This is a genomic window from Streptomyces sp. yr375 (assembly GCF_900110755.1).
GTDB lineage: Bacteria > Actinomycetota > Actinomycetes > Streptomycetales > Streptomycetaceae > Streptomyces.
In genome coordinates this window covers 48,346-69,874 of the sequence record NZ_FOFF01000042.1, presented here as the reverse complement: position 1 = coordinate 69,874, position 21,529 = coordinate 48,346, and the positions used below count along the sequence as shown (strand labels likewise).

The following is a 21,529-nucleotide window of genomic DNA, read 5'->3' as shown; positions in this document are numbered from 1 at the left end:
CGCTCCCGCATGCGGACGGCAGCCCGTACGCGGGCGTCAGGAGACGTTCCGGAAGGCGGCGGCCGGGCCGATCGTGCCGGGCCCGTACTTCGCGCGGATGCGGTCGGTGACGGCTTCGGCGGTCAGACGTGCCTCGCGCGCCTCGTCCAGGCTGATCTGCTCGGCGACCTGGTCGGCGTCGACGAGGTCCTCAGCCTTGAGGGCGAGGCCGGTGAGGCGGCCGCGCTGGAGCCCGGCCGCGTCCATCAGCCGGTAGGCCAGCACCCGCAGATCCTCGTCGTGCGCGGACGGCGCGGCCAGCCGCCGCACGGTCTCCCACGTGGTGCCGCCGGCGAACGTCAGCGTCAGCCGGAGTGCCCGGGCGGCCTGGTCCCGCCGCCGCAGGAGCTGTCCGAGCTGGACGACCAGGGCGAGTAGAGCGGTGCGGACTTCGGCGCCGTCGAGGGCGTGCCGGGGGAAGGTGCAGCGGGTCGTGGCGGAGGCGGGCAGGGCCCGGGGTACCACCGCTCGGGGGTCGATGCCGCGGGCGCGGTCGGCGGCCTGGCGTCCGGCCCGGCCGCCGAGCAGGCGCTGCACGGTGGCTTGCGGGACGGCGGCGAGCAGGCCTACGCGGTGGATGCCGTAGTCGCGCAGCACGCCCGCCTGCCTGGGGCCGATGCCGTGCAGGGCCTCGACCGGCAGCGGCCCGAGCCAGTCGGTGACCTCGTCCGGAGCGATGGCGAGGACGCCGCCGGGGCCGTCGATCTGGCTGGAGGCTGTGGCCGCGACCGTGATGGTCCGTCCGATCCCGATCCGGAGATCGATCCCGAGGCGGGCACCGACTCTCACGCGCAGCGTCTGGCCGAGGCGGTGGGCGTCGACGCCGAAGTACGGCAGCGCCCCGCGCAGTTCCACGAGCGCGGCCGACGGCGGCAGCGCCTGCACCACCGGCGACAGCTCCGCGAGCTGCTCCAGGACCTCGCGGTAGACGGCTTCCGGGACCTGGTCCGGGCAGCGCACGTGCATGACCGTGGACACCTCGCGGGCCGTCTCATCGGCTCCCATGGCACACCCACCTCCTCCTTCCCCACGTTATCGAACTAGAATTCGAACATGTGAGGGGTGGGCCCCCGCGCGAACGACTGGACGAGACGTGTTCGACGACCTGCCTCCGGACCTGGAGCGGCTGCGCACCCTGCGGGTGTGGCACGTGATGTGGCTGGAGCGCATCGACCGCAAGATCGCCGCTCTGCGGCAGCGGGAAGCCGAGCGGGAGCAGGGACGGCGCGCCCGGCCGCCCCGTCCGGACTGGATCGTCGAACTCGGCATAGGGGCCGGACGCCCGCCCGTCGCGGTCCACACCGGCGACTGCTACGCCGCCGGACAGCGCCGCCGCTCTGTCGACCGGGACGAGGCCCGCCGGCTGCTCGCCGCCGGACTGCCCGCCTGCACCCACTGCTACCCCGACCAGCACCTCGGCATCCTCGACTGACCCACCTCAGGCACTGCGACGAGGCCGCTTCGACGCGGTCTTCTTGGCGGCGGTCTTCGCGGGCTTCGCCGTCTTCCCGGCCGGGGTCTTCTGCTCCGCCATCTTGGAGGTGGTCTACTGCTGAACGCCACAGGGGCGGTGGTGGAACCGGTGTCCGCGTTCTTCGCCGAACTGCAGGCGTGGGCGCGTCCACCTTCGATGATCCGCTCGTACGGGATGGACCTGCTGCGGTGGTGGCGGTTACTGGAGGGCTGGGGAGCGAGTGGAACCGAGCCTCCCGGGTGGAGGCCCGCTGGCAATGGGCTCGAGGGTGTTCTGTAGGCGCTGGAGCTGCGGGACGTTTCGTGTGGCGTTACCGTCTGAGAGAGGCCACTCAGGTGAGGAGGCCGAAAAGATGCTGGTGGAGACGCTAATGGCGTTGGCCGCAGCGGGCGGCACGGCTGTGGTGCAGGCTGCGGGCACGGACGCCTGGGCCGGGTTCCGGCAGGCGGTGGCGCGCTGGTTCGCAAGAGGCGACGCCCAGCGAGAGCAGGCGGAACTCGAGCGGCTTGACCAGACCGCCGTTGCTTTGGAGAGCGCTGATGCGACCGAGGTGGATAGGGTGCGAGTCAGCTCGGAAGCCGCCTGGCATGCTCGCATCGAGTCAGCGCTGGAACGCCTGGACGAGCCGGAGCGCGAGCAGGCTGCCGATCAACTCCGTACGCTGCTTGCCCAACTGCGTGCCGCTGAGCAGGCGAGTGGCATCTCAGTGGTGACCGGCGCCGGGTCGGCGGTGTTCACCGGAGACGCTCACGCCCAGGCCAGTGGTGACGGGTTCGCTTTCGGGCAGGTCGCCGGGGACGTGCACATGAACCGCGGCGCTGCGAACGGAGAGCGGCCGGACCCTTCCGAGCCGGGGCGGTCGCGCCCCTGACCGTACCCGGAGCATCCGGTGGTACAGCCGCAATGCAGTGGCCAGCCGACCAGCCACCTGGGCACGTCCACGAGGAGCGTGGCGGTACCAGTTTCGGGCATGTCATCGGGAACGTGACGGTTTACCAATACCGGGGTTCTGCGCGGCCGGTGCGCTCGGCGTATCAGCGGCAGGTGGAGCGGATCGCCCCACCGCAGTTGCTGGGCCGGGAGGCTGAGCTGGCCGAGCTGGCAGGTTTCTGCCTGGATGAGCGTCGCGGTCCCTACGTGTGGTGGCAGGCCGGGCCGTGGGCGGGCAAGTCCGCGCTGCTGTCCACTTTCGTGCTCAACCCGCCTGCCCCGCCCACCGCCGGCGGAGTGTGGCTGGTGTCGTTCTTCATCACCGCCCGGCTGGCCTCGCAGGACACACGGGAGGCCTTCACCACCGCACTGACAGAGCAGCTGTGTGCACTGCTCCACCAGGACCTACCGGCCAGCAGCGATGAGGCAGCCCGGGAAGCAGCAATGATGGATCTGCTCGCCCAAGCCGCGGCCGTGAGTCAGCAGGCAGGTGGCCGGCTGGTGCTGGTCGTTGACGGGCTGGACGAAGACCGTGGCGTGACAACCGGGCCGAAGGCACACAGCATCGCCGGACTGCTGCCCAGCCGGCCTCCGGCCGGGATGCGGATCATCGTCGCCGGACGGCCCAACCCCCCGATCCCCGACGACGTGCCCGACTGGCACCCACTACGTGACCCGGGCGTCATCCACCTGCTCGGCGACTCCCCGCAGGCCCGGGATCTGCAACGACTCGGCCAGTCCGAACTCAAACGTCTGCTCGCCGGCAGCCCCATCGAGCAGGATCTGCTGGGCCTGCTCACCGCCGCCCGGGGCGGCCTCTCCGGCCCCGACCTGCGTGAGCTGACAGGCGCGGACCTGGTGACCATCGAGGAGATACTGCACACCGTGGCCGGGCGCACCTTCACCCGTCGTCTCGCTGGCTGGACACCGGACGACGGACGACAGGTCTACCTGCTGGGCCACGAGGAACTACACAACGCCGCCTGCCACTACCTCGGCGATGACCGTCTGGCCCACTACCGGGAGCGGTTGCACACCTGGGCCGAGGCCTACCGCACACCCACCGACGGCCAGCCGCCGTGGCCGCCGCACACCCCCGAATACCTGCTGACGGGCTACCCTCGCATGCTGGCCACCGCTGGCGACACCAACCGCCTGACCGCCCTGGCCATCGACCCGGCACGCCACGACCGGATGCTCGACCTGTCCGGTGGCGACACCGCCGCCCTCACCGAGATCAAAACCTGCCAAGACCTACTCCTGGACTGCCCGGAACCGGACCTGTACGCCCTGGCCAGGCTGTCCCACCACCGCGGACAACTCGAATCCCGCAACGCCCACGTCCCCACCAAGCTCCCCGCCCTGTGGGCCACCCTTGGCCAACCCAACCGGGCCGAGCAGATTGCCCGAGGCCTTACAGACCCGCGGGAGCAGGCGCGGGCGGTGATCGGGGTGGCTAGGGCGGTGGCTGAGGCCGGTGACCATGACCGGGCCGCCGGACTGGCCGCAGACGCCGAACAGATCGCCCGCAGCATCACCGAACCGGCCGATCAGGCGAAGGCGCTGGCCGTGGTGGCCGGGGCGGTGGCTGAGGCCGGTGACCATGAGTGGGCTGCCGGACTGGCCGCAGACGCAGAGCAGGTCGCCCGCACCACCCCCGTGCCGTGGCAGCAGGGGCTGGCGCTGGCGGAGGTGGCTCAGGTGGTAGCTGAGGCCGGTGACCATGAGCGGGCCGCCAGGCTGGCCACAGACGTCGAGCAGTTCGCCCGCCCCCTCACCGACTCGGACCAGGCGTGGGTGCTGGCCGGGGTGGCTAGGGCGGTGGCCGCGGCCGGTGACCATGATCGGGCCGAGCAGATCGCCCGCACCCACACCAAATTGCACGAGGAATGGGCGTTGGCCGGGGTGGCTAGGGCGGTGGCCGCGGCCGGTGACCATAACCGGGCCGAGCAGATCGCCCGCACCATCACCGACCCGTGGCAGCAGGTGCGGGCGTTGATCGCGGTGGCTGAGGCCGGTGACCATGAGCGGGCTGCAGGTCTCGTCGCAGATGCCGAACAGATCGCCCGCACCATCACCGTGCCGGACGATCTCCCCAGGATGAGGGACGAGCCGGACGATCTCGCACGGACGATGGCCGAGGTGGCTGGGGCCGTGGCCGTGGTTGGTGACCATGAGCGGGCCGAGCAGATCGCCCGCACCATCACCCACCCACAGGAGCAGGCACGGGCGTTGATCGCGGTGGCTGGGGCGGTGGCTGAGGCTGGTGACCATGAGCGGGCTGCAGGTCTCGCCGCAGACGCCGAACAGATCGCCCGCACCATCACCAACATTGCGCGACAGGGGTACGAGGTGATCACGGTTGCTGGGGCGGTGGCTGAGGCCGGTGCCCCTGAGCGGGCCGAGCAGATCGCCCGCACCTTCACCGGCCCCGAGTACCAGGCGCAGGCGCTGGCCAGGGTGGCTAGGGCGGTGGCCGCGGCCGGTGACCCTGAGCGGGCTGTCGAGCTGGCCGCAGACGCCATGCAGATCGCCCGCACCATCACCGACCCCCTGGAGCAGGGGTACGGAAGCGCGGAGATCGAGGTGGCTAGGGCGGTGGCTGAGGCCGGTGACCACGAGTTGGCCGAGCAGATCGCCCGTACCGTCCCCAACCCGCATGGCCAGGCGCAGGCACTGGCCGGGGTGGCTAGGGCGGTGGCTGAGGCCGGTGACCATGAGCAGGCCGAGCAGATCGCCCGCACCGTCACCGAACCGCATGGCCAGGCGCAGGCACTGGCCGGGGTGGCTAGGGCGGTGGCTGAGGCCGGTGACCATGAGCGGGCCGAGCAGATCGTCCGCACCCTCACCCGCCCGTACGAGCAGGTGGGGGCGCTGGCCGGGGTGGCTGGGGCGGCAGCTCAGGCCGGTGACCATGAGCGGGCTGCCGGGCTGGCCGCATGGGCTGAGCAGATCGCCCGGACCCTCACCGACCCGTACCAGCAAGTGGGGGCGCTGACCGGGGTGGCTAGGGCGGTGGCCGCGGCCGGTGACCATGAGCGGGCCGAGCGGATCGCCCGCACCCTCACCGACCCAGTGGATCAGACGTGGGCGCTCATCGACATGGCACAGGTAGTCGGTCCACCGCAGGCTGGTCACTTGTTGGGCATGGCATTCGCGGTGGGGCGGTGGCATTCGCCTCTACCGGCGGTGGCAAGGTTTTACCCGCGGGAGGCAACTCGGATCGCTGACGCGGTGTACGCAAACGACGGCACTGCAAGGCTGTCGGAAGAACGAACACACGTCACGGAAACGGACCATCCCAATACTCTGCAAGCCCGGGCCCGCCTCGCCTATAAGACGGGTACGGCCGGAGATCCAGCCGGCGCAGCAGCCATACAGGAGGAACTCCTGGTGGCCTGCCTGCGCGTGCTCGGCCCGGACCACCCCGACACCCTCACGACGATGGGCATCCTCGCCCACTGGCGTGACGAAGCCGGAGATCACTCCGGCGCCGCAACAGCGTGGAAGAGGCTACTGACGGCTCGTGTGCGGGTACTGGGGCCCGACCATCCCGACTCAATCACAGCCTGGGACCATCTGGCGTCGTCCCGGGCCAAAGCTGGCGACCCAGAAGGCGCCGCGGCCGCCACAGCAGAACTGGCAGCCGGGCTTATGCGCCTCTCGGGCCCGGACCACCCCCACACCCTCGCCGCACAAGGCCACCTCGCCTACTACCAAGGCATGGCAGGCGACGCTAACGCGGCAGCGGTCGCATTTACTCAGCTGCTGGAAGACTGCCTCCGCGCCCTGGGACCGGACCACCCCGACACCCGCGCCACCCGAGAATGCGCTGCGTACTGGCAAGCCGTAGCCCACGAAGAGGCTCCATGAACACCCCCGCCTACGCTCACCGGCCTGTCCAGCCGCCCCGGCGACAAGGTGCCTTCGAATGCGCGGCCCTGCCTCCGTTCCGATGAAGCCGCATGTGGTGATTCCCGCTGTTGGCTTCTAGAACCCAGCTGTGCAACGAGCCACGCTGGCAGTCCCTCGGGCTGGGGTGGCCGAGACGTCGTGGGCCCGCCGGGGCGGGCCCACGACCGGGCGTCAGCGGTGGGTCTGCCACCACAGGATGAGCATGGTCACGGCGCCGCTGCCGAGTTGGTGCATCGCGCCCTGCAGGAACGCGCCCGGGGCGCGTCGTCCCTGCTCGCCGATCCATTTCCGCAGGCGGTGGATACCGTCGGAGTGCTTCTTGGCCCAGCGGGACGGGTGCTTGGGCTTGCGTTTCGCGTTACTGTCGTCCATACGGAGTTCCTCCCGTTGATAGGCGTGCAGGAACACCGCGCAGGGAGTCCTCCCAACATCGTGGCCTGAGAAACCAGTTGGGGATCCAGGGCTCCCTTTTGCGTGGTGTCGAAGTGTAGTGAGGGACTTTCGGGCCCGGCGCCCCTCGGCGCCGGAGCGTAGGCCCTGGTCTGCCCTGGTTGGCCTTCCAACGCGACAGGCCGGTACGAGGCGATGCAAGGCGGTACGAAACAGCAGGTGAAGAGCCAGTTTTCCGTAAGGGTGTGACCCTCACCACTAGGCCGTCGCGAGTGTTTGGAGACCTCCTTCCGGTCGGGCGGCGGAATGTACGTCCGCCTCACTGATTCCGCACACACAGGGCGGTACCCGGGTTGCTGAGAGGCCGTTGACGACGCCGCGCACGGGTCCGGGGGTGGCCCTAGTGGTCAGTGGCGGGTGAAGTCGTGGAGGAGTTCGGCGAGGCGCTGGTCGGGGCGGCGGACGATGATGCATGGCCCGGTCGCGTGCGCGGCGAGGCGGTCGACCTCCATCTCGAGGCCTCCGGTGGGCGGGCTGGTGAGGCTGGAGCCGTTCTTGCGGACGTACTGCGCGACGGTCTCCAGGAAGGTCAGGAAGGTTGCGTCGGGTCCTTCGGAGTCGAGGACGTCGTGGGTGACCTCGTGGAGCCAGTGCTGTGCCTCGCGGGTCTCGCCGAGCGCGAGGTGGTGCAGGTGGAGGCAGTACGCGGCCGCGCGGTGTCCGGCGCCGGCGGCGAGCTGCCACCAGAACTGGGCGCTCTCACGGTGGTTGGTGAGATAGAGGAGGCTGGCGAACACGAGGGCGCCGTCGACGTCGAGGTTGTCCTCGCTCGCGGGGGCGTCGTCGGGTTCCTGGGCGAGGCGGTCGACGTGGTCGGCGGCATCGGGCTTGTTGAGGATCCAGCGGCAGACGACGGAGAGCCGCTGGGCGGCCTGGGCTGCGCGGACCATGTCCGGGTTGGGGGCGGCGGCGGTCGCGTCCGCTGCGAGGCGGCGCAGGGCCCGGCCGACGTCGAAGCCGTCGCGGGGCGAGGTCGGGATGAGGGCGCCGGCCAGGAGGTCGTCGATGGTCGTGGAGGTCACTGTCCCGCCTTCTTGCTCTTGCTGGGGGCGGCCGGCAGGCACAGCTGTATGCGCAGGCGCTCTTTGCCCTTGCGGCCGTGGTAGTCGACGGTGCGGGTGTCGAGGCCCATGTATCGGGCGATCTGTTTGGTCTTGTACCCGAGCAGGTAGCGCAGGACGATGACGGTGAACTGCCGGGCGGGCAGTTCCAGGATCGCCTCGTACAGTCCGCCCGTGCTGCTGCTGATCTCCATCTGGCTGCGGACCGCTTCGAGGTTCTGGGCTATGGGCCCGTTGATGAGGAACGCCGGCGGGCGTCCGTCCCCCTCCAGCTGGCGGGTGACACCGCGGTGCAGTACGGCGACCGTCTGCTGCTCGAGGTCGCCCTGCTGCAGAAGGTCGTACCACCCTCCGAGGATCTCCAGGAAGACCTGGTGGACCACCTGTTCGGCGACGCGCCGACTGCCGAGGTGGATCTCGGCGAAGTCGTGGAAGAACTCCTGGTGCCCGAGGTAGAAGGCCTCGAAGTCCAGGGGAAGTTCGGGAGGGGCCTGGACGGGCTGGCCGTGGCCGCCGTCCTGAGGCGATACGTCAGTGGTGACGTCGCCGTTGCCCATGTAGTCCTCCAGGCGGTGAACACCGGTTCCTCTCCGTTGAGGCCGGCGGGTTCGGACGCGCGCCAACTGGCCCGCGTGAGTGCCTCGTTGGGTCGGGCTCTCACGCACCACCCTGTCGTTTTTCGAGTCCTGAAACTCATACGACCCTCGAAAATTGTGACTCTGCGATCTTCTCCATAAACGGAACGTGATAGCAGTGTTGGCTTGCGCGTTCGAGAAGGACGCATGAGCTGGGGTGATGCAGACGGGGGCGAAAGTTGCCATTTCAAGAATCGTCGGATTCGTGTCATAGCTCACACTGTGCTCGTCACTGCGTGGACATCGCGTGAAGTGCCACATGCCACAGGCGACCGTGTATGCGCACAACCGATCCGCCCTCACCCGTTCGAGTAGGCGCATCGCTGCTGGCGCCCGGCGCCTTGAGGCTTCGCCGAAAGGTGCCGGGGGATGATGTGACTTACCGCCCGGGCGGGTGAGCCGACGGCCGAATCCCGGACCGGAGGAATCACGGACCGATACGAAGATCGCGGACCTGTTGGTGATCTTCGAGAGGAACTCCGCCCGTGCGTCTCCCCCGCGCCATCGGTGCCGCGACCACCGTCGTCTCCACGCTCGCCGTCCTGCTCACCCCGGGAGCCGCGCATGCCGCCCCCGGCGACACGGTCGCTCTGCCCGTCCGCGACGCCCTCACCGCACTGGCCGTCCAGGACGAGGACCGCACCGGCTACGAGCGCACCAAGTTCCGCCACTGGATCGACGCCGACCGCGACGGCTGCCACACCCGCTCAGAGGTACTGATCGAGGAAGCCGTCACCGCCCCCGAACAGGGCGCGAACTGCGCACTGACCGGCGGCTCCTGGTACTCGCCGTACGACGACATCTACTTCACCCAGGCCCGCGCCCTCGACATCGACCACCTGGTCCCGCTTGCCGAAGCATGGGACTCCGGCGCCTCTGCCTGGACCGCCGCTGAACGCCAGGCGTACGCCAACGACCTCGACGACGCCCGTGCGCTGATCGCAGTGTCTGCGGCCAGCAACCGGTCCAAGTCCGACCAGGACCCCGCCACCTGGCAGCCACCGGCCAGCGGCTACCGCTGCACGTACGCAACCGACTGGGTCGCCATCAAGACCAGGTGGAGCCTCGCCGTCGACCCCGCCGAACAGACGGCTATCTCTGACATTCTCGACACCTGCCCCAATGCGCCCGTCGAGGTCACTCTCGCCCGCTGACCTGCGCATGGGCTGTGAAGGGTCCCCGCCCCCCTGGTTCGGGGACCCTTTTGGCGTCTGACGGCTCCGGCACGGCCGGGCCGGATATGCGGCCCACGAGACGGCTGGTCATCCTGTGGACAGAGGGTGGGCGCTCTTTCGCTGTGGCCTTGCTGGGACTGATCCTGGTGTCGGGGCGCATAGAGGGGGAGCTATGGAGGCCGAACGCATCCGGGTCATGGTGACGGTGAAGGCGTACCCGACGCTGTCGCGCCAGTACAACGAGACGGTCTGCGTCGCCGGGGTCCGGATGGACACCGAGCGGCCGGAGCATGTGCGGCTGTTCCCGGTCCCGTTCCGGGACATGGAGCTGTCCAAGCAGTTCAAGAAGTACGACATCATCGAGATCGACGTCACCGGTCACTCCCGGGATGACCGGCCTGAGAGCCGGCGACCGGTGCTGGATTCGCTGGAGGTCGTCGGCCACGTGTCCAGCGACAGGTCCTGGGAACGGCGGGCCGAGTGGGTACGTCCGCTCGTCGCGGCCTCGCTGTGCCAGATCAAGCGGGAGCAGGAGGCGAACGGCACATCCTTAGGGGTGTTCCGGCCCGCTGAGATCAAGAGCTTTCGGCTGGTCAAGGCCGATGACCGGTCCGCGTGGCAGGACATGATGGCCTCGCAGATGAACATCTTCGACCAGGAGCGCAAGGCGTTGGAGGCGCTGCCTTACCGGTTCGTCTACAGCTTCCGCTGTGATGACGAGCGCTGCAGAGGACACGAGATCGGGCTGCTGGACTGGGAGGCGGGGGCGGCGTACTTGAAGTGGCGCCGCCTGTACGCGCCGGGGGTGCTGGAGGACAAGATCCGGCAGCGGTTCACCGAGATCGCCGGGCCGCAGCGGGACCTGCACTTCTTCGTCGGCAACCTGCACAAAAGGCCCCACCAGTTCATGCTGCTGGGAGCGTTCTACCCGCCGCGCGGGGTGATGGACCGCTTCCAGCTCTTCTAGCCCAGGGCGGCCACATGCAGGCCGTGATCGGCCCGGGCCATGTCACAGATGACCTTGCGATGGCAGCGGTCCTCGTCCTGCTCGAAGCACAGCACGGCCACCGTCTCCTTCGCCGCCAGGGCGAAGAGTTCGTCCAGAGCCTGCGGTGCGGGGTCCTTGTCGAGCAGGCTCCGGAAGACGGCTCGTCCCTCCGTGGCCCGTCCCTCCCAGAACGGAGGGCGGTTCTCCTTGGGGTTGCCCAGCGCCCGCAGATGCCGGTATCCGATGCCGGCCTCCGCCAGCGCGCCGGTCAGCTTGGTCTTGCTGAAGCCGGGCTTACGGCTGAGGGGCGTGAGCCGCACATCGGCCACCGTCCTCACGTTGCGGGCCAGCAGCTGCTCCACGAACTGCTCAATGTTTCGCCCTTCGTACCCGGCCGACACGATCCCGGCTCCTTCGGCGCCCCGCGCCTCCCGCACCAGTTCGTCGACCGACACACCGAAGGCGTCGGCCAAGGCCGCCACGGTGAACAGTCCCGGATTGGACGTGGTCTCAGCCTCGATACGCTCCAGCGTCCGCGGAGAGATCCCCGCGAGATCCGCCAACTGCGCGCGGCTCCAGTCTCGCTGCGACCTGAGTCGGCGCAGGTGCATAGCCAGCCGCTTGCCTTGTGCTCGCTGCAGCGCATCCGTCGTGGGTCGTCCCGCCATGGCCACCGATCCTAGGGCCCATTGAAATAGGTGGGCGCACCGGGTGTTCGCTGACTGCAACGAGTACGCCACCGTCCGATTCCGCTCACTTCCGGGACGGTGACTGACCTCCACTCCTTCGGGTGAGGCGCCCTAGCGGTGCTGGGGCAGGGTCAGTACGTTCCCTGGACTTGATGATCGAGGGGGAGGGCCAAAGGATGAGCGAGCGCGGCGCGTTACGGGGTCTGCGGGTCTTGATGTGGTTAGTGATCGCCATCGAGGTGCCGGTGTACCTGGTGTGGCTGGTCGAGGTCGGCTACCTGACCGGACAGCAGCTGCCCCGCGGCGACGTCGCGCGGTGGGCGCCGCCCGTGCTGCTGCCGCCGGCGGCCGTGCTGTTTTGCGTGATGGCGGGCTGGACGTGGTGGCTGAGCGTGGTGTCCGGCACCCGTTCGTCGCTGCGGGAGGGGTGGATCGTCGCGTCGCTGGTGTTCGTCGCGGTCAGCTCGGTGTTCTGCGGGGTGGCCTCGGTCGACGACCCGTCGGTGTCGGTGGGCCTGCTGAGCGCCGCCGTGACCGGGCTCGGCATGATCGGGCTGTTCTTCATCCCGGCCGCCGCCTCCCGCCAGATGCCGGACGTCATCCGCCGGCGCGCAGCCGAGCGGCGTACCGGTGCGGACCCGGCCGGGCTGGACGACACCTGATTGCCCGGACCGGCGCCCGCAGGGGAACCTGCGCGGGCGACAGCGAAGGGGAGAGGGTGTCCGAGTACGACGAAGAGGCTGCTGGCAAAGCGCTCAGGAAGGCTGCTGAGCTGTGTTCAAGCAGAAGATGGCCGACGGGGAGCAGGACGACCCGGCAGCCCGTGACCGTACAGCGGTTCGCCGCGTTGGACACGGCAGCGCGTGTATGAACATCCCCCGCGGATACGCGTGTGAGGCCCCGCACCGGCGCAGGGCGGGGCCTCACAGGTATCACCGGCTATCAACGCCCGAGACTCGCATTTGACGTCAGGACAGGCGGTTGGGGAAGGGATGCGGAATGGACTTGACCATGGTGATGGCGCTGATCGTGCTGAGGCCGCGTTCTTCGTAGCAGAAAGTCATGTTCCAGCGATGATGTTGAAGTCGCTCGCGTTCGCGGCGGAGGGCATTGTCGAGGGTGGTCATGCCGGGGTCGAGGATCCAGGTGCCGTCGTTGTACGGCGTGAAGCCGATGCGTGACCATGCGCGCCCCAGGCTGGCGCAGGCTTGTTCGTAGTTGGTGTTGTCGTCGCGTTCCAGTGGGCCGGGAAAGAGCGCGATGACGCCGGCTCCGTGGTTGAGGTAGTCCAGGGCCATCCCCGTCAGGTAGACGCCGAGGCCATGTCCGCGCAGGCGCCGGTCGATGGTGACCTCGTCCACGATGGTCGCCTTGCCGGGCAAGGCGAGGAGCTCGTGGAGGTCGTCGCGCAGGTCGCCCGTCTTCTCGTCATAGAGGGTCCTGCCGATCCGGTAAAGGTCGGAGCTGAGGGTGTCAAAGCTGTGCACGATGTTGGCGACCCGGTATTCATCGGCCACGCAGATCCGGGCTGACCCGAAGCTGGTGCCTGGCCCGGCGTCCTCCTTGACGTGCATGCCGACGTCCCAATACTGCACGCCGTCTTCGCCCAGGGGGTCGATCCAGTGTTCGCTGCTATAGGTGAGGATCATGTCGTCGACGCCGAGGCATTCGACGATAGGTGGATGGTGCATGTGGGCCTGTACCTGGGCTTGCGTGGGTACGGCGGGTGGGCTGCTGCCGAGGTCGGTCACCGTTCGTCGCTCTCAGGGCGGGCATGCGGGATCAGCGGCTTGGTGCTGTCGTGCTTGGTGGCGCGCAGGCCCTGCGGGCGGGCGGGGAGCGCCTGCGGAGTGGTGAGGATGAGCTGGGCATCGGCACCGGCGATCTCTGCGCAAACGGTAAGGACGGCGTTGGCGAGGCGTTCGCCTTCGGGGCCGCCGCCCAGTCCGTCGAGGGGCGCATCGAGCCACTGGCAGCGGGGCAGCAGGACAAGCGGCATGCTGCGGGCAGCTTCGAGGGCCATGAGGTGGTAGGCGGTGTGGGCGATGCTCACCAGTCCGGCCGATCGGGCTAGTTGCTTCAGGGACCGATTGTTGATCTTGGGTGCCAAGGTCTTGGGATCGATCACCGCATTGCGGATCTTGTCGGGAGCCATGGGGATGGCGATATCCGCGAAGATCTGCGACAGCTGCTTCGCGGTCTGCTGCCGATGCTCCTGCGCGTCCCCTTCGGCGGCGGTCCACGCCTTCTCCGCGTCGTCAGCCCTTAGGGACGACGCTGCCGCGTTCTTCTCCAGTTCGGCGATCTGAGCAAGTTCCTGACGCCGGGCCTTGACTGCTTCCAGCCTCGCCCGCGCATCGCTCTCGGCCGCACGGGCTCGGGCGCGTGCTGCCTCGCGCGGGGCGATTTCCTGTGCCCTGTACGCGGCGGCCCGGCCGGCCAGCCGCTGCGCGTCCTGCTCGGTCTTGCGCCGGGCGTCGACCGCCTTGTGCGCGATGTGCTGGGCATCGCGCAGCTCTGCGTCTGCCGCCAATGCAGCCTCCCCGGCCCGGGCCAGTTCCTGGGCGCGCTGCGCTTGGCGTGCGGGTAGGCCCGGGTCGGGTTGGCGGCACACCGGGCACAGAGGGCCTTCACCTGAGCGGCCCTCCAAAGATTGCGCGCACTCCGGGCAGTGCGTGCGGGGCCGCGCAGCCTCCTCCGCGGCTGCAAGGCGCTGGCGGGCCAGTCCCCGGCGCTCATACATCGAGGCGAGCGCCTGGTGGGCCCGGTCTGCTGCCGTGGCAGCGCTCGATACGGCTTGCAGCCCGCGTGCCGCTTCAGCGTCCCTTCCCGTTAGCACGCCCTGATGTTGTTCGATCTCCTGTGCGAGGCGCAGCAGCTCGGCAGCATGCTCGTCGACGGCCTTGGCGTATCGCTCTTGCTCCATGTCGAGGTCGAACGAGGTGGGCAGCCCGTACTTCTGGCGTTGCTCGACTGCCTTGCGCACCGCAGTCGCGTCTCTGGTCGCCCGGCTACGGGCGGCCCGTGCCTGAGCCTTGAGACGTGCAGTCTCCTCGCTGAGAACGCCGAAACAGACCTCCAGGGTGAGGTTCATGTCCGCGACGCTGACTGAGCCGAAGGTGTCCCGTCCCGCGTGGTGCTGCTGCAGATACACGAGGACCAGCACCGTGTCGATCGTGACATTCCCACGCGGGGTCTCCATGGCGGGGATGCCCATGCGCGCCAGCGAGAAGCAGCCTGCTGCCCGTTCGCCGGCTTCAGGGCGTACGGGCAGCTCTTCGACTTCGCCGGTGGACTTGTTAAGGAAGGCGACCTGCTGGGCGGCGAGCTCTAAGGTGGCCGTCCAGAGGCCCTCTTCCGTCTCGAATTCGACCCGGATGGCGTCGCACTGCTCCGCGATCACAGGCGTGAGGATCACGCTGGTGGCCCCCAGGGCAGCGAAGGCCGCCTCCGAGATGGTGCTCCCCCCGGACCCGATGCCGGCTTGCAGGTGCCGCATCGACGCGTCGAGGTCGATGCCACCCCACTTCCCGTCGATCAGGAATTCTTCCTTCAAGAAGGCGAACTTGCCCGCCATGCCGTCCCTACCGTTCACGCGCTCCCTGGCAGGGTGCGTCGAACCGCACCAACGATCACTGCACTGTGCGGGTTCTGTGTGTTCAACCCAACGAGCGATCCACGGTGACGCCGGTGCCGAGCGCGGGGTCTGATCTCGGAGATTCCTGATCATTACGGCAGGCGACGGCAAGGACCCATGTACCGCCCATCACGCAGAAGAGGGCAGGGCACACTGAAGTCATGGTCGAGATGAGCCCGGGGCAGGCGCGCGAGTTCTGGAAAGCGCTGATGGACAACGCCTCTTCACTGATCGCCGATGCCCACACGCTGCTGTCTGCAGAGTCCTACGGGCGGGCTCGCTCCCTCACCGTTTTGGCACAAGAGGAGCTCGGAAAGGCGCTCTGGATCTATGACACCTTCCAAGCTGACTGGAGCCGCGGAGGTGAGGCGCCCCGGGTCGTGGGCTCTCTGACCCAGCACGGGCGGAGCCACACCAAGAAGTACCTCGAGGCCATCGTCTTCGGCGACGAACTCGCAGAGTTCTGGGGTGACTACAGCGCTCTGCCGGCCTCGGGGACCGGCTACGAGGCTTGGGAACAGGCCCACAAGAAGCAGCAGGCGGAAGCCGAGGCCGCGGCCAGGGAGGCCAATTTGGCGAAGCAGCGAGGGTTCTACGTCGACCGCGATGCAAACGGTGCTGTCCTGTCTTCCACAGCCATTGCGGCCGGAACGACGGCGGAGGATCTGCAGACCGCTGCACGTGTGATCGAGATGCTGCTGATCAAGGATGGGTGCAGATCTTCTGAGGGTGCCTCGTTGGGGTGATTCGCAGAGGTTCGGGATGTGACTGGTCGTGTCGGCTTCTGCCGTCGCCGGGGTCGAGCCGCCGTGAGGCGTGCGGGTGCTGAGCGAGGGTGGGTGTGGTGTGCCGTCGTTGATGGAGGCGTTGGAGGCCAGGCGGGCTGAGGTACTGGGCCAGGCCGAGCGGCTGCGTGAGCAGATCGCGGGTCTGTCCGAAGAGTTGTCGCGGGCCGAGGAGCGGCTGGCGCGGTTGCAGATCGCGCGGGAGACGGTGGAGGAGGTGCTGGCCGCGCCGTCTTCGCCGGTGCCGGACGCGGACGCCGGGGGTGGGGGTGTCGGCGGGGTCGCTGTGGCGTTGGTGAAGGCTGAGGCAGAGCTGGATGTGACGGTGATGTCTCCGGAGTACCGGGAGATCATCGCCCTGTTCGCGACCTCGGGGGCGGTGATGCGCTGCAAAGAGGTCTGCCAGCACTTGAGTCTGGGGACCGAGCCGCGGCATGTCGAGGGGATGCGTTCGAAGCTGAAGCGGCTGGTGGAGCGCGGGATCCTGGCCGAGCCCTCGTCCGGGCTGTTCAAGGTCGACGGCAGGAAGCAGGGGTGGTGAGCGTGGTGAGGCCGGCCAAGGGTGCGCTCGCGGAGTGTGAGGACGCGTTCGCCGCCTCGGCGGGTCTGTTTGCTGCGGCGTGTGCGGAGTTGGCTGCCCCTCAGGCGGCGGTGATGACGCACGCGCAGTTGGAGGATCTGCTGGGGGCGCGGATGCGCGAGGTCACCCGGCAGTTGTTTCAGGACCACCTGACGCTGCGGGCCAGGGACGAGGCCCGTCGTGAAGAGGTCGTGGACGCCGCCGGTGTCGGGCGCTCGAGGATCGAGCGGGGCCGGCGCCGGTTGCTGGCCACGGTGTTCGGCAAGGTCACCGTGGTTCGGATCGCCTATCGCGGCATTGGTGTGGGGGACCTGCACCCGGCCGATGCGGTGCTGAACCTTCCGGACGGAATGCACTCGCACGGGCTGGCCAGGCTCGCCGCGATCGAGTCCGCCCGCGGCAGCTTCGCCGACGCCTGCGAGCGGATCAACGCCCACACCGGCTCCGGTATCGGGCACCGGCAGGTCCAGGAACTCGCCGTCGGCGCCGCGGCGGACATCGACGCGTTCTACGACGCTCTCGTGCCGGCTCCCTGCACCGACATCACACCGCTGATCTTGTCGGTGGACGGCAAAGGCGTGGTCATAAGACCCGAAGCACTGCGTGAGGACACCGCCAAGGCCGCGGCGGCCAAGGGTGGCAACGCGATGAAGACCCGGCTGGCGTCCGGTGAGAAGCACGGCAGGAAACGGATGGCCACTCTGGGAGCCGTCTACGATGCCGAACCCGCGCCTCGCACAGTCGACGACATCATCGCCGACCCCGACCGGCACGACGCCGGCCACGGCGCGGCGCCCGAGCGCCGCCAGGGGCCGAAGGCCCGGTCGAAGTGGTTGTGCGGCTCGGTGAGCGACACCGCCGCGCAGGTCGTGGCCGCCGTGTTCGACCAGGCCGAGTACCGCGACCCCGCCCACCGCCGTCCCTGGGTCGTCCTGGTCGACGGGGCCCGCCATCAAATCGACCTCATCAAGGCCGAAGCACGACAGCGCGGCGTGGACGTCCACATCATCGTCGACCTCATCCACGTGCTCGAATATCTGTGGCGAGCGGCATGGTGCCTGCACGAGGGCGGCGATGCCTCCGCCGAGAACTGGGTCGCCCGTCACGCCCGCGTCCTGCTGGGCGGCGGCGTGCAGCAGACCGCCGCCGCACTCGAGGCGGCCGCCCGCACCGCCGGACTGCGCGGCGCCCAGCGCAAGGGCATCGACGAGGCCGTGAACTACCTGACCGGCAAGGCCGAACACCTGCGCTACGACACCGCCCTGGAACGCGGCTGGCCGATTGCCACCGGAATCATCGAGGGAGCATGCCGGCACCTGGTCAAGGACCGCCTGGACATCACCGGCGCCCGCTGGGGCCTGTCCGGAGCCGAAGCCGTACTCAAGCTGCGTGCCGTCCGCGCCAACGGCGACTTCGACACCTACTGGACCTGGCACCAGCAGCAGGAGTTCATCCGCAACCACCAGACGCACTACCGAGACCAGTTCATACCCACCGCCTGATCGACAGCACCCTCATTGGATCTGCACCCATCAAGGATCACAGTCGAATGAAGACGTCTGCCACGCCGTATGACAGCACGCACCCCCAGCAGTTTCGGCTGTTGCCTGTCTCGCACCCCGAAGACTGGGCAGCCGCTGCGGACGCGCTCAGCCCGAGCGCTGAGGACGACGGCCAGGGGACCCAGGAACGATGACGTTGTGAACTCGCCTCGCTCGTAAAATGCAGGACGCCTCGTCCCCGGCAGCTGCAATGCCGGGGACGAGGCGTCTGCGCTGATCGGGCCTACAGCTCGATCTGGATGTGCTCCACGTCGGTGAACTCCACGCCCAGACCGTGGGCGCGGGTGTTGTTGTTGCGGAAGTACATCTCCGCGAGGCCTTCGGCGGCGAGGCGCTGGAGCTGCTGCTCGTTGGCGCCGGCGTCGCGGGCCTCGAAGAGGCGGTCCGCCCAGCGCGGCGGCAGGGCCTGAGTGAGGTCGCGGATCCGGGCGTCGTCGGTCGTGCCGGGGGCGGCGGTGAAGCCGAAGCGGGCCCGGGTGGAGACGACCAGGCCGCCGGTGCTCGCGGCCTTCTTTTTGGCCTTCGCGCGGATCTGCGGCTGCCACCGCTTCTTGACCTCACGCTCTATGCGGTCCCGGAGGTCGCGGCGGGGCCGCTTGAGCTTGCCCGCGACGTAACGCTCCACGGTGCGCTGGGACACCCCGAGCGCCTGAGCGGCGGCCTTGGTGCCCTTGAACTGCTTGACCAGGTACTTCATCTGAGCCTGAGCGCTCTGCGGAATGCGGCGGGTGAACGCCGACTCCAGCGCCTGGTCCAGGCTGTCCCCGATGAGGTCCGGCATGGTCGGCTACTCCCCTTCTCCGGCGCTCTGGTCGGTCTTGATGAGGTTGGCGATGTTGAACACCGCGCCATGTTCCTCGAACTGCTCTTCCGCCCACAGGACGGTCTGGGTGCCCTGGTGCTTGACCATCCCGGGCGAGACCCCGAGCCGGAACGTGCCTGGCACCGGCTTGCCTTCCGGGGTGTGCGGCAGGACGTCCAGCGGGGACGGGCCGGGCGAGGGGTAGACGATCGCGTCGGTGCCGATCGCGACCGGGTACAGGTCGGCGGCGGCCGCCGTCTTCATCAGCTTGCGGTGCAGGCCGATCCGCTGGCTCGCCAGCACGGCGGCCCGGATGTCGGGACGCCACGTCTCCCGCTTGAGCGCCGGGTACTCCTCGTAGTACGGCACCTGGCCCCGGCTGCGCTGGCGCAGCTTGCCGATGCCACCCTTCGCCGTCGCCTTGATCGCGGTCGCCAGCAGCGCCATCGTCGGGTCGACCTGCTTGGAGCGGGCCATCGCGTCCAGGAACTCCTGGCCGGTGAGGTCGGTGGTGACGCCGAGGTCGGCCATCGTGGCCACGTACGCGTCGCGCAGCCGCTTGTACCAGGCGTCCAGGTAGCGGCCGGTCTGGGTGCGCACGTACGCCTCGAGCGGCGCGACGTCGAAACCGAGCTCCACCGCGTAGGCGACGGTCGGCGTGGCGTACCAGGCCGGCCCCTCGGGGCGGTCGCCCTTCGGCGTGAACGGCGAGGGCAGCCGTTCGCCGTCGACCGTGCGGCCGTTGATCTGAACGCGGGACAGATCGACGTGGCTCAGGTCGACCAGCCACGAGCCGGGCAGCGAGGCGTCGAACTTCGGGTTGTTCTTCAGGTGGGTCGGCCCGTTCAGCCCGACGGTGAGGCTGTTCGCGGCCGCGGCGAACGACATGTTGATGTCGACCGTGACCAGGAACTGGTTCATGCACTCCTCATCGGTCAGCGGCCGGCACCAGTCGTAGGGCTCCTCCATCAGCATCTCTGCCGGGGTGCGCAGGTGATGCCGGGCGAACTTGTCCTTGAGGATCGGGTGTTCGTCGGGGACCTCGCACTCCACCACGGGATACAGAGCGGTGAGCGCGTCGTCGTTGAAGGCCCGCTTGAACTCGCCGGTGGCCTCGTCCTTCTCCGCGCGGGTCGGCGGGCGCAGCGCGACCATCAGCTCGAGGCCGGTCGTCGCGGTGGTGCCGCGAGGCGTCATCACCCGCGCCGCGTACAAGCCGAGGTACCGGGCGAGGTCGGCCGGGTGCATCGTCGGCAGCTGCGGGTCGTCCTTCTTGTCCCACTCCCGGGCGTCCAGCGCGTTCCACGGCAGGATGCACAGCTGGACGCAGCGCCGCTTGGATCCCTCGGGCTCGCGGTAGACGCGCGCCCACGGCCCGAATCCGCGCTGGGTGAGCTGGAGGCCGGCCCGCTTGATCTGCTTGACCACCTTGTGGCTGTCCGCGATCCGTCCGTGCCGCCGCTCCTCCTCCGACAGGGCGGCGGGCAGGCCGTAGCGCTCCAGTGCGGTCGCGGTGAGGACGAGGATCGGGTCGGCGTCGCGGCCGTTGCGGTGCAGCCGGGCCTGACCGAGCCGGGCCTCGGTCAGCGTCCAGTCGACCAGCGCCGGAATCGTTTTGGCGGGCACGTCCAGGACCAGGCCGCCGACGCAGTACGCCGACACCTGCCCGTCCTGGTCGGCGTCGATGACCGCGAGCGGGCCGTTCTCGAAGCGCGGGTCGACGGCGGCCGCCGTGGTCTTCTTCGCCGCCGCCTTCTTCGCGCCCGGGCGCCGCGACGTCGACGGCGGCCTGGTCGCCGTGGTCGACGCCGGGCGGGTGGGCGGCTTCGCGGCGGCCGGCGCCGACGGAGCCGGAGTCTCCGGGGCGGGCACGGCGGTGAACGTCTCCGGCACAGCGGGCTCGCCGGGCGCCTCGGGCTCGGGGGCGGGGAAGCGTTCGGCCAGCTTCTCCAGGAGCCGGGCGTAGGCGGCGCGCTGCGGCGGCCGCGGCTCGGTCCGGCCGGCCTCCCAGTTCCCGACCGCCTCGCGGCGGGTGTCGAGCGCCTTCGCGATCTGGGCCTGGCTCAGCCCGGCAGCCTCGCGTAGACGCCTGCGCTCGGCAGGCGGCGGCAGGTCGTCTTGGGCCACCTGTTCCAGCAACGCGTCCACGTTGCTGAGCAGCTCGTTCTCAGTGGGCACAGAGCTCACCTCCACTAGACACCCTACATCAATCGCGCATTGGTTCGCGCATTCAATCGCGCATGAATCGCTCATGATTTGGAGTGCAGCACGCGGGCGGGCAAGCGGCGCAACAGCTACGGCATGGCGACGGTGCGGAAAGGGGGCCGGCTGCCAGGCTGAGCGCGTCCGGCCCGCAGGGTGATTGGGAGATCCGCCGTGTCCGTCGCGTTCCGCATCAGGTGCTGCAAGTGCGGCAAGAACATCCCTCTTGCTCAGGACATCTACGAGCTGGACCAGGAGTGGCAGCGCCGCTTCCCCTCGATGACGGGAACCCTCGCCTGCCCCCGGTGTGCTCTGCGCACCCACTGGCTCTGCACCAACCGCGACGGCTCCTACGTCGACGGCCACATCGCCGCCGCCCCGGACTGCTTCGACGCCTGGAGTCACGTCTCGCCGCCCGGCACCCACCGAGCCATGGTGCTGAGCAGCCCACGCTCGGGGCTGCTCCAGGGAGCCGAGGCGTACCTCCGCAGCGTCGCGACCCGCAAGGGGACCCATGCCGCCATGCTGCGCGCGGTGATCCAGGAGTGGGATGAGCAGCACAGCCGTGCCAAGGCCTCGCGGCCCGTCACCGTCTGAGACAGCGG

Annotated in this window: 19 protein-coding genes; 10 read left to right on the top strand and 9 right to left on the bottom strand. The window is 69.2% G+C overall.

What is annotated here, in order from left to right:
• Positions 1-36 precede the first annotated feature (36 nt).
• Positions 37-1,044, bottom strand: coding sequence for a DNA polymerase Y family protein (locus BMZ82_RS30510; RefSeq protein ID WP_093780627.1), 1,008 nt, complete (start codon positions 1,042-1,044; stop codon positions 37-39).
• A gap of 88 nt (positions 1,045-1,132) precedes the next feature.
• Here BMZ82_RS30510 and BMZ82_RS30505 point away from each other — a divergent pair, with 88 nt between their 5' ends.
• The 3 genes from BMZ82_RS30505 (at position 1,133) to BMZ82_RS30485 (ending at position 6,316) form a co-directional block, all read left to right on the top strand.
• The gene (locus BMZ82_RS30505) at positions 1,133-1,471 is read left to right on the top strand and encodes a DUF6233 domain-containing protein (protein ID WP_177244732.1); all 339 of its coding nucleotides are present in this window, start codon (positions 1,133-1,135) and stop codon (positions 1,469-1,471) included.
• 394 nt (positions 1,472-1,865) lie between these two features.
• The gene (locus BMZ82_RS40975; protein WP_177244731.1) at positions 1,866-2,384 is read left to right on the top strand and encodes a hypothetical protein; all 519 of its coding nucleotides are present in this window, start codon (positions 1,866-1,868) and stop codon (positions 2,382-2,384) included.
• Positions 2,385-2,497: 113 nt separating this feature from the next.
• Entirely contained in the window at positions 2,498-6,316 is a 3,819-nt protein-coding gene (locus BMZ82_RS30485; protein WP_177244730.1) for a tetratricopeptide repeat protein, read from the top strand.
• Between the two features lie 213 nt (positions 6,317-6,529).
• Here the strand turns inward: BMZ82_RS30485 and BMZ82_RS30480 are convergent, their stop codons facing one another.
• From BMZ82_RS30480 to BMZ82_RS30470, 3 genes are all read right to left on the bottom strand, one after another.
• Positions 6,530-6,730 (bottom strand): hypothetical protein, encoded by a 201-nt coding sequence (locus BMZ82_RS30480; RefSeq protein WP_093780647.1) that lies wholly within the window; start codon positions 6,728-6,730, stop codon positions 6,530-6,532.
• 425 nt (positions 6,731-7,155) lie between these two features.
• Positions 7,156-7,830, bottom strand: coding sequence for a hypothetical protein (locus BMZ82_RS30475; RefSeq protein ID WP_093780623.1), 675 nt, complete (start codon positions 7,828-7,830; stop codon positions 7,156-7,158).
• The gene (locus BMZ82_RS30470; protein ID WP_093780622.1) at positions 7,827-8,426 is read right to left on the bottom strand and encodes a sigma-70 family RNA polymerase sigma factor; all 600 of its coding nucleotides are present in this window, start codon (positions 8,424-8,426) and stop codon (positions 7,827-7,829) included. Before BMZ82_RS30470 ends, BMZ82_RS30475 begins: the two co-directional genes overlap by 4 nt.
• 563 nt (positions 8,427-8,989) lie before the next feature.
• On the opposite strand from BMZ82_RS30470, the gene BMZ82_RS30465 reads away from it, so the two are divergent.
• Together BMZ82_RS30465 and BMZ82_RS30460 are read left to right on the top strand one after the other, a co-directional pair.
• The gene (locus BMZ82_RS30465; protein ID WP_093780621.1) at positions 8,990-9,658 is read left to right on the top strand and encodes an HNH endonuclease family protein; all 669 of its coding nucleotides are present in this window, start codon (positions 8,990-8,992) and stop codon (positions 9,656-9,658) included.
• Between the two features lie 193 nt (positions 9,659-9,851).
• The gene (locus BMZ82_RS30460; protein WP_256252192.1) at positions 9,852-10,646 is read left to right on the top strand and encodes a hypothetical protein; all 795 of its coding nucleotides are present in this window, start codon (positions 9,852-9,854) and stop codon (positions 10,644-10,646) included.
• Here BMZ82_RS30460 and BMZ82_RS30455 read toward each other — a convergent pair.
• Positions 10,643-11,335 (bottom strand): DUF488 family protein, N3 subclade, encoded by a 693-nt coding sequence (locus BMZ82_RS30455; RefSeq protein ID WP_093780620.1) that lies wholly within the window; start codon positions 11,333-11,335, stop codon positions 10,643-10,645. The genes BMZ82_RS30460 and BMZ82_RS30455 overlap by 4 nt on opposite strands.
• A gap of 197 nt (positions 11,336-11,532) precedes the next feature.
• Between BMZ82_RS30455 and BMZ82_RS30450 the strand changes: the two genes are divergently transcribed.
• The gene (locus BMZ82_RS30450) at positions 11,533-12,018 is read left to right on the top strand and encodes a hypothetical protein (protein WP_143098935.1); all 486 of its coding nucleotides are present in this window, start codon (positions 11,533-11,535) and stop codon (positions 12,016-12,018) included.
• 306 nt (positions 12,019-12,324) lie between these two features.
• On the opposite strand, the gene BMZ82_RS30445 is transcribed toward BMZ82_RS30450, so the two are convergent.
• Positions 12,325-13,107, bottom strand: coding sequence for a hypothetical protein (locus BMZ82_RS30445; RefSeq protein WP_093780618.1), 783 nt, complete (start codon positions 13,105-13,107; stop codon positions 12,325-12,327).
• Positions 13,104-14,933, bottom strand: coding sequence for a coiled-coil domain-containing protein (locus BMZ82_RS30440; RefSeq protein WP_093780617.1), 1,830 nt, complete (start codon positions 14,931-14,933; stop codon positions 13,104-13,106). The genes BMZ82_RS30445 and BMZ82_RS30440 overlap by 4 nt, the downstream gene beginning before the upstream one ends.
• 221 nt (positions 14,934-15,154) lie before the next feature.
• On the opposite strand from BMZ82_RS30440, the gene BMZ82_RS30435 reads away from it, so the two are divergent.
• From BMZ82_RS30435 to BMZ82_RS39845, 3 genes are all read left to right on the top strand, one after another.
• The gene (locus tag BMZ82_RS30435; RefSeq protein WP_093780616.1) at positions 15,155-15,739 is read left to right on the top strand and encodes an AbiV family abortive infection protein; all 585 of its coding nucleotides are present in this window, start codon (positions 15,155-15,157) and stop codon (positions 15,737-15,739) included.
• Between the two features lie 100 nt (positions 15,740-15,839).
• Positions 15,840-16,319, top strand: a complete 480-nt coding sequence (locus tag BMZ82_RS30430; protein WP_093780615.1) for a hypothetical protein — start codon at positions 15,840-15,842, stop codon at positions 16,317-16,319.
• 5 nt (positions 16,320-16,324) lie between these two features.
• Complete coding sequence (locus BMZ82_RS39845) at positions 16,325-17,860, top strand: ISKra4 family transposase (RefSeq protein ID WP_371271325.1); 1,536 nt, start codon at positions 16,325-16,327, stop codon at positions 17,858-17,860.
• A gap of 283 nt (positions 17,861-18,143) precedes the next feature.
• Here the strand turns inward: BMZ82_RS39845 and BMZ82_RS30420 are convergent, their stop codons facing one another.
• Positions 18,144-18,701 (bottom strand): telomere-protecting terminal protein Tpg, encoded by a 558-nt coding sequence (locus tag BMZ82_RS30420; RefSeq protein ID WP_093780613.1) that lies wholly within the window; start codon positions 18,699-18,701, stop codon positions 18,144-18,146.
• A gap of 6 nt (positions 18,702-18,707) precedes the next feature.
• Complete coding sequence (locus tag BMZ82_RS30415) at positions 18,708-20,900, bottom strand: telomere-associated protein Tap (protein ID WP_093780612.1); 2,193 nt, start codon at positions 20,898-20,900, stop codon at positions 18,708-18,710.
• A 198-nt stretch (positions 20,901-21,098) separates the two neighbouring features.
• Between BMZ82_RS30415 and BMZ82_RS30410 the strand changes: the two genes are divergently transcribed.
• Complete coding sequence (locus BMZ82_RS30410; protein WP_093780611.1) at positions 21,099-21,521, top strand: hypothetical protein; 423 nt, start codon at positions 21,099-21,101, stop codon at positions 21,519-21,521.
• Positions 21,522-21,529: the final 8 nt, after the last annotated feature.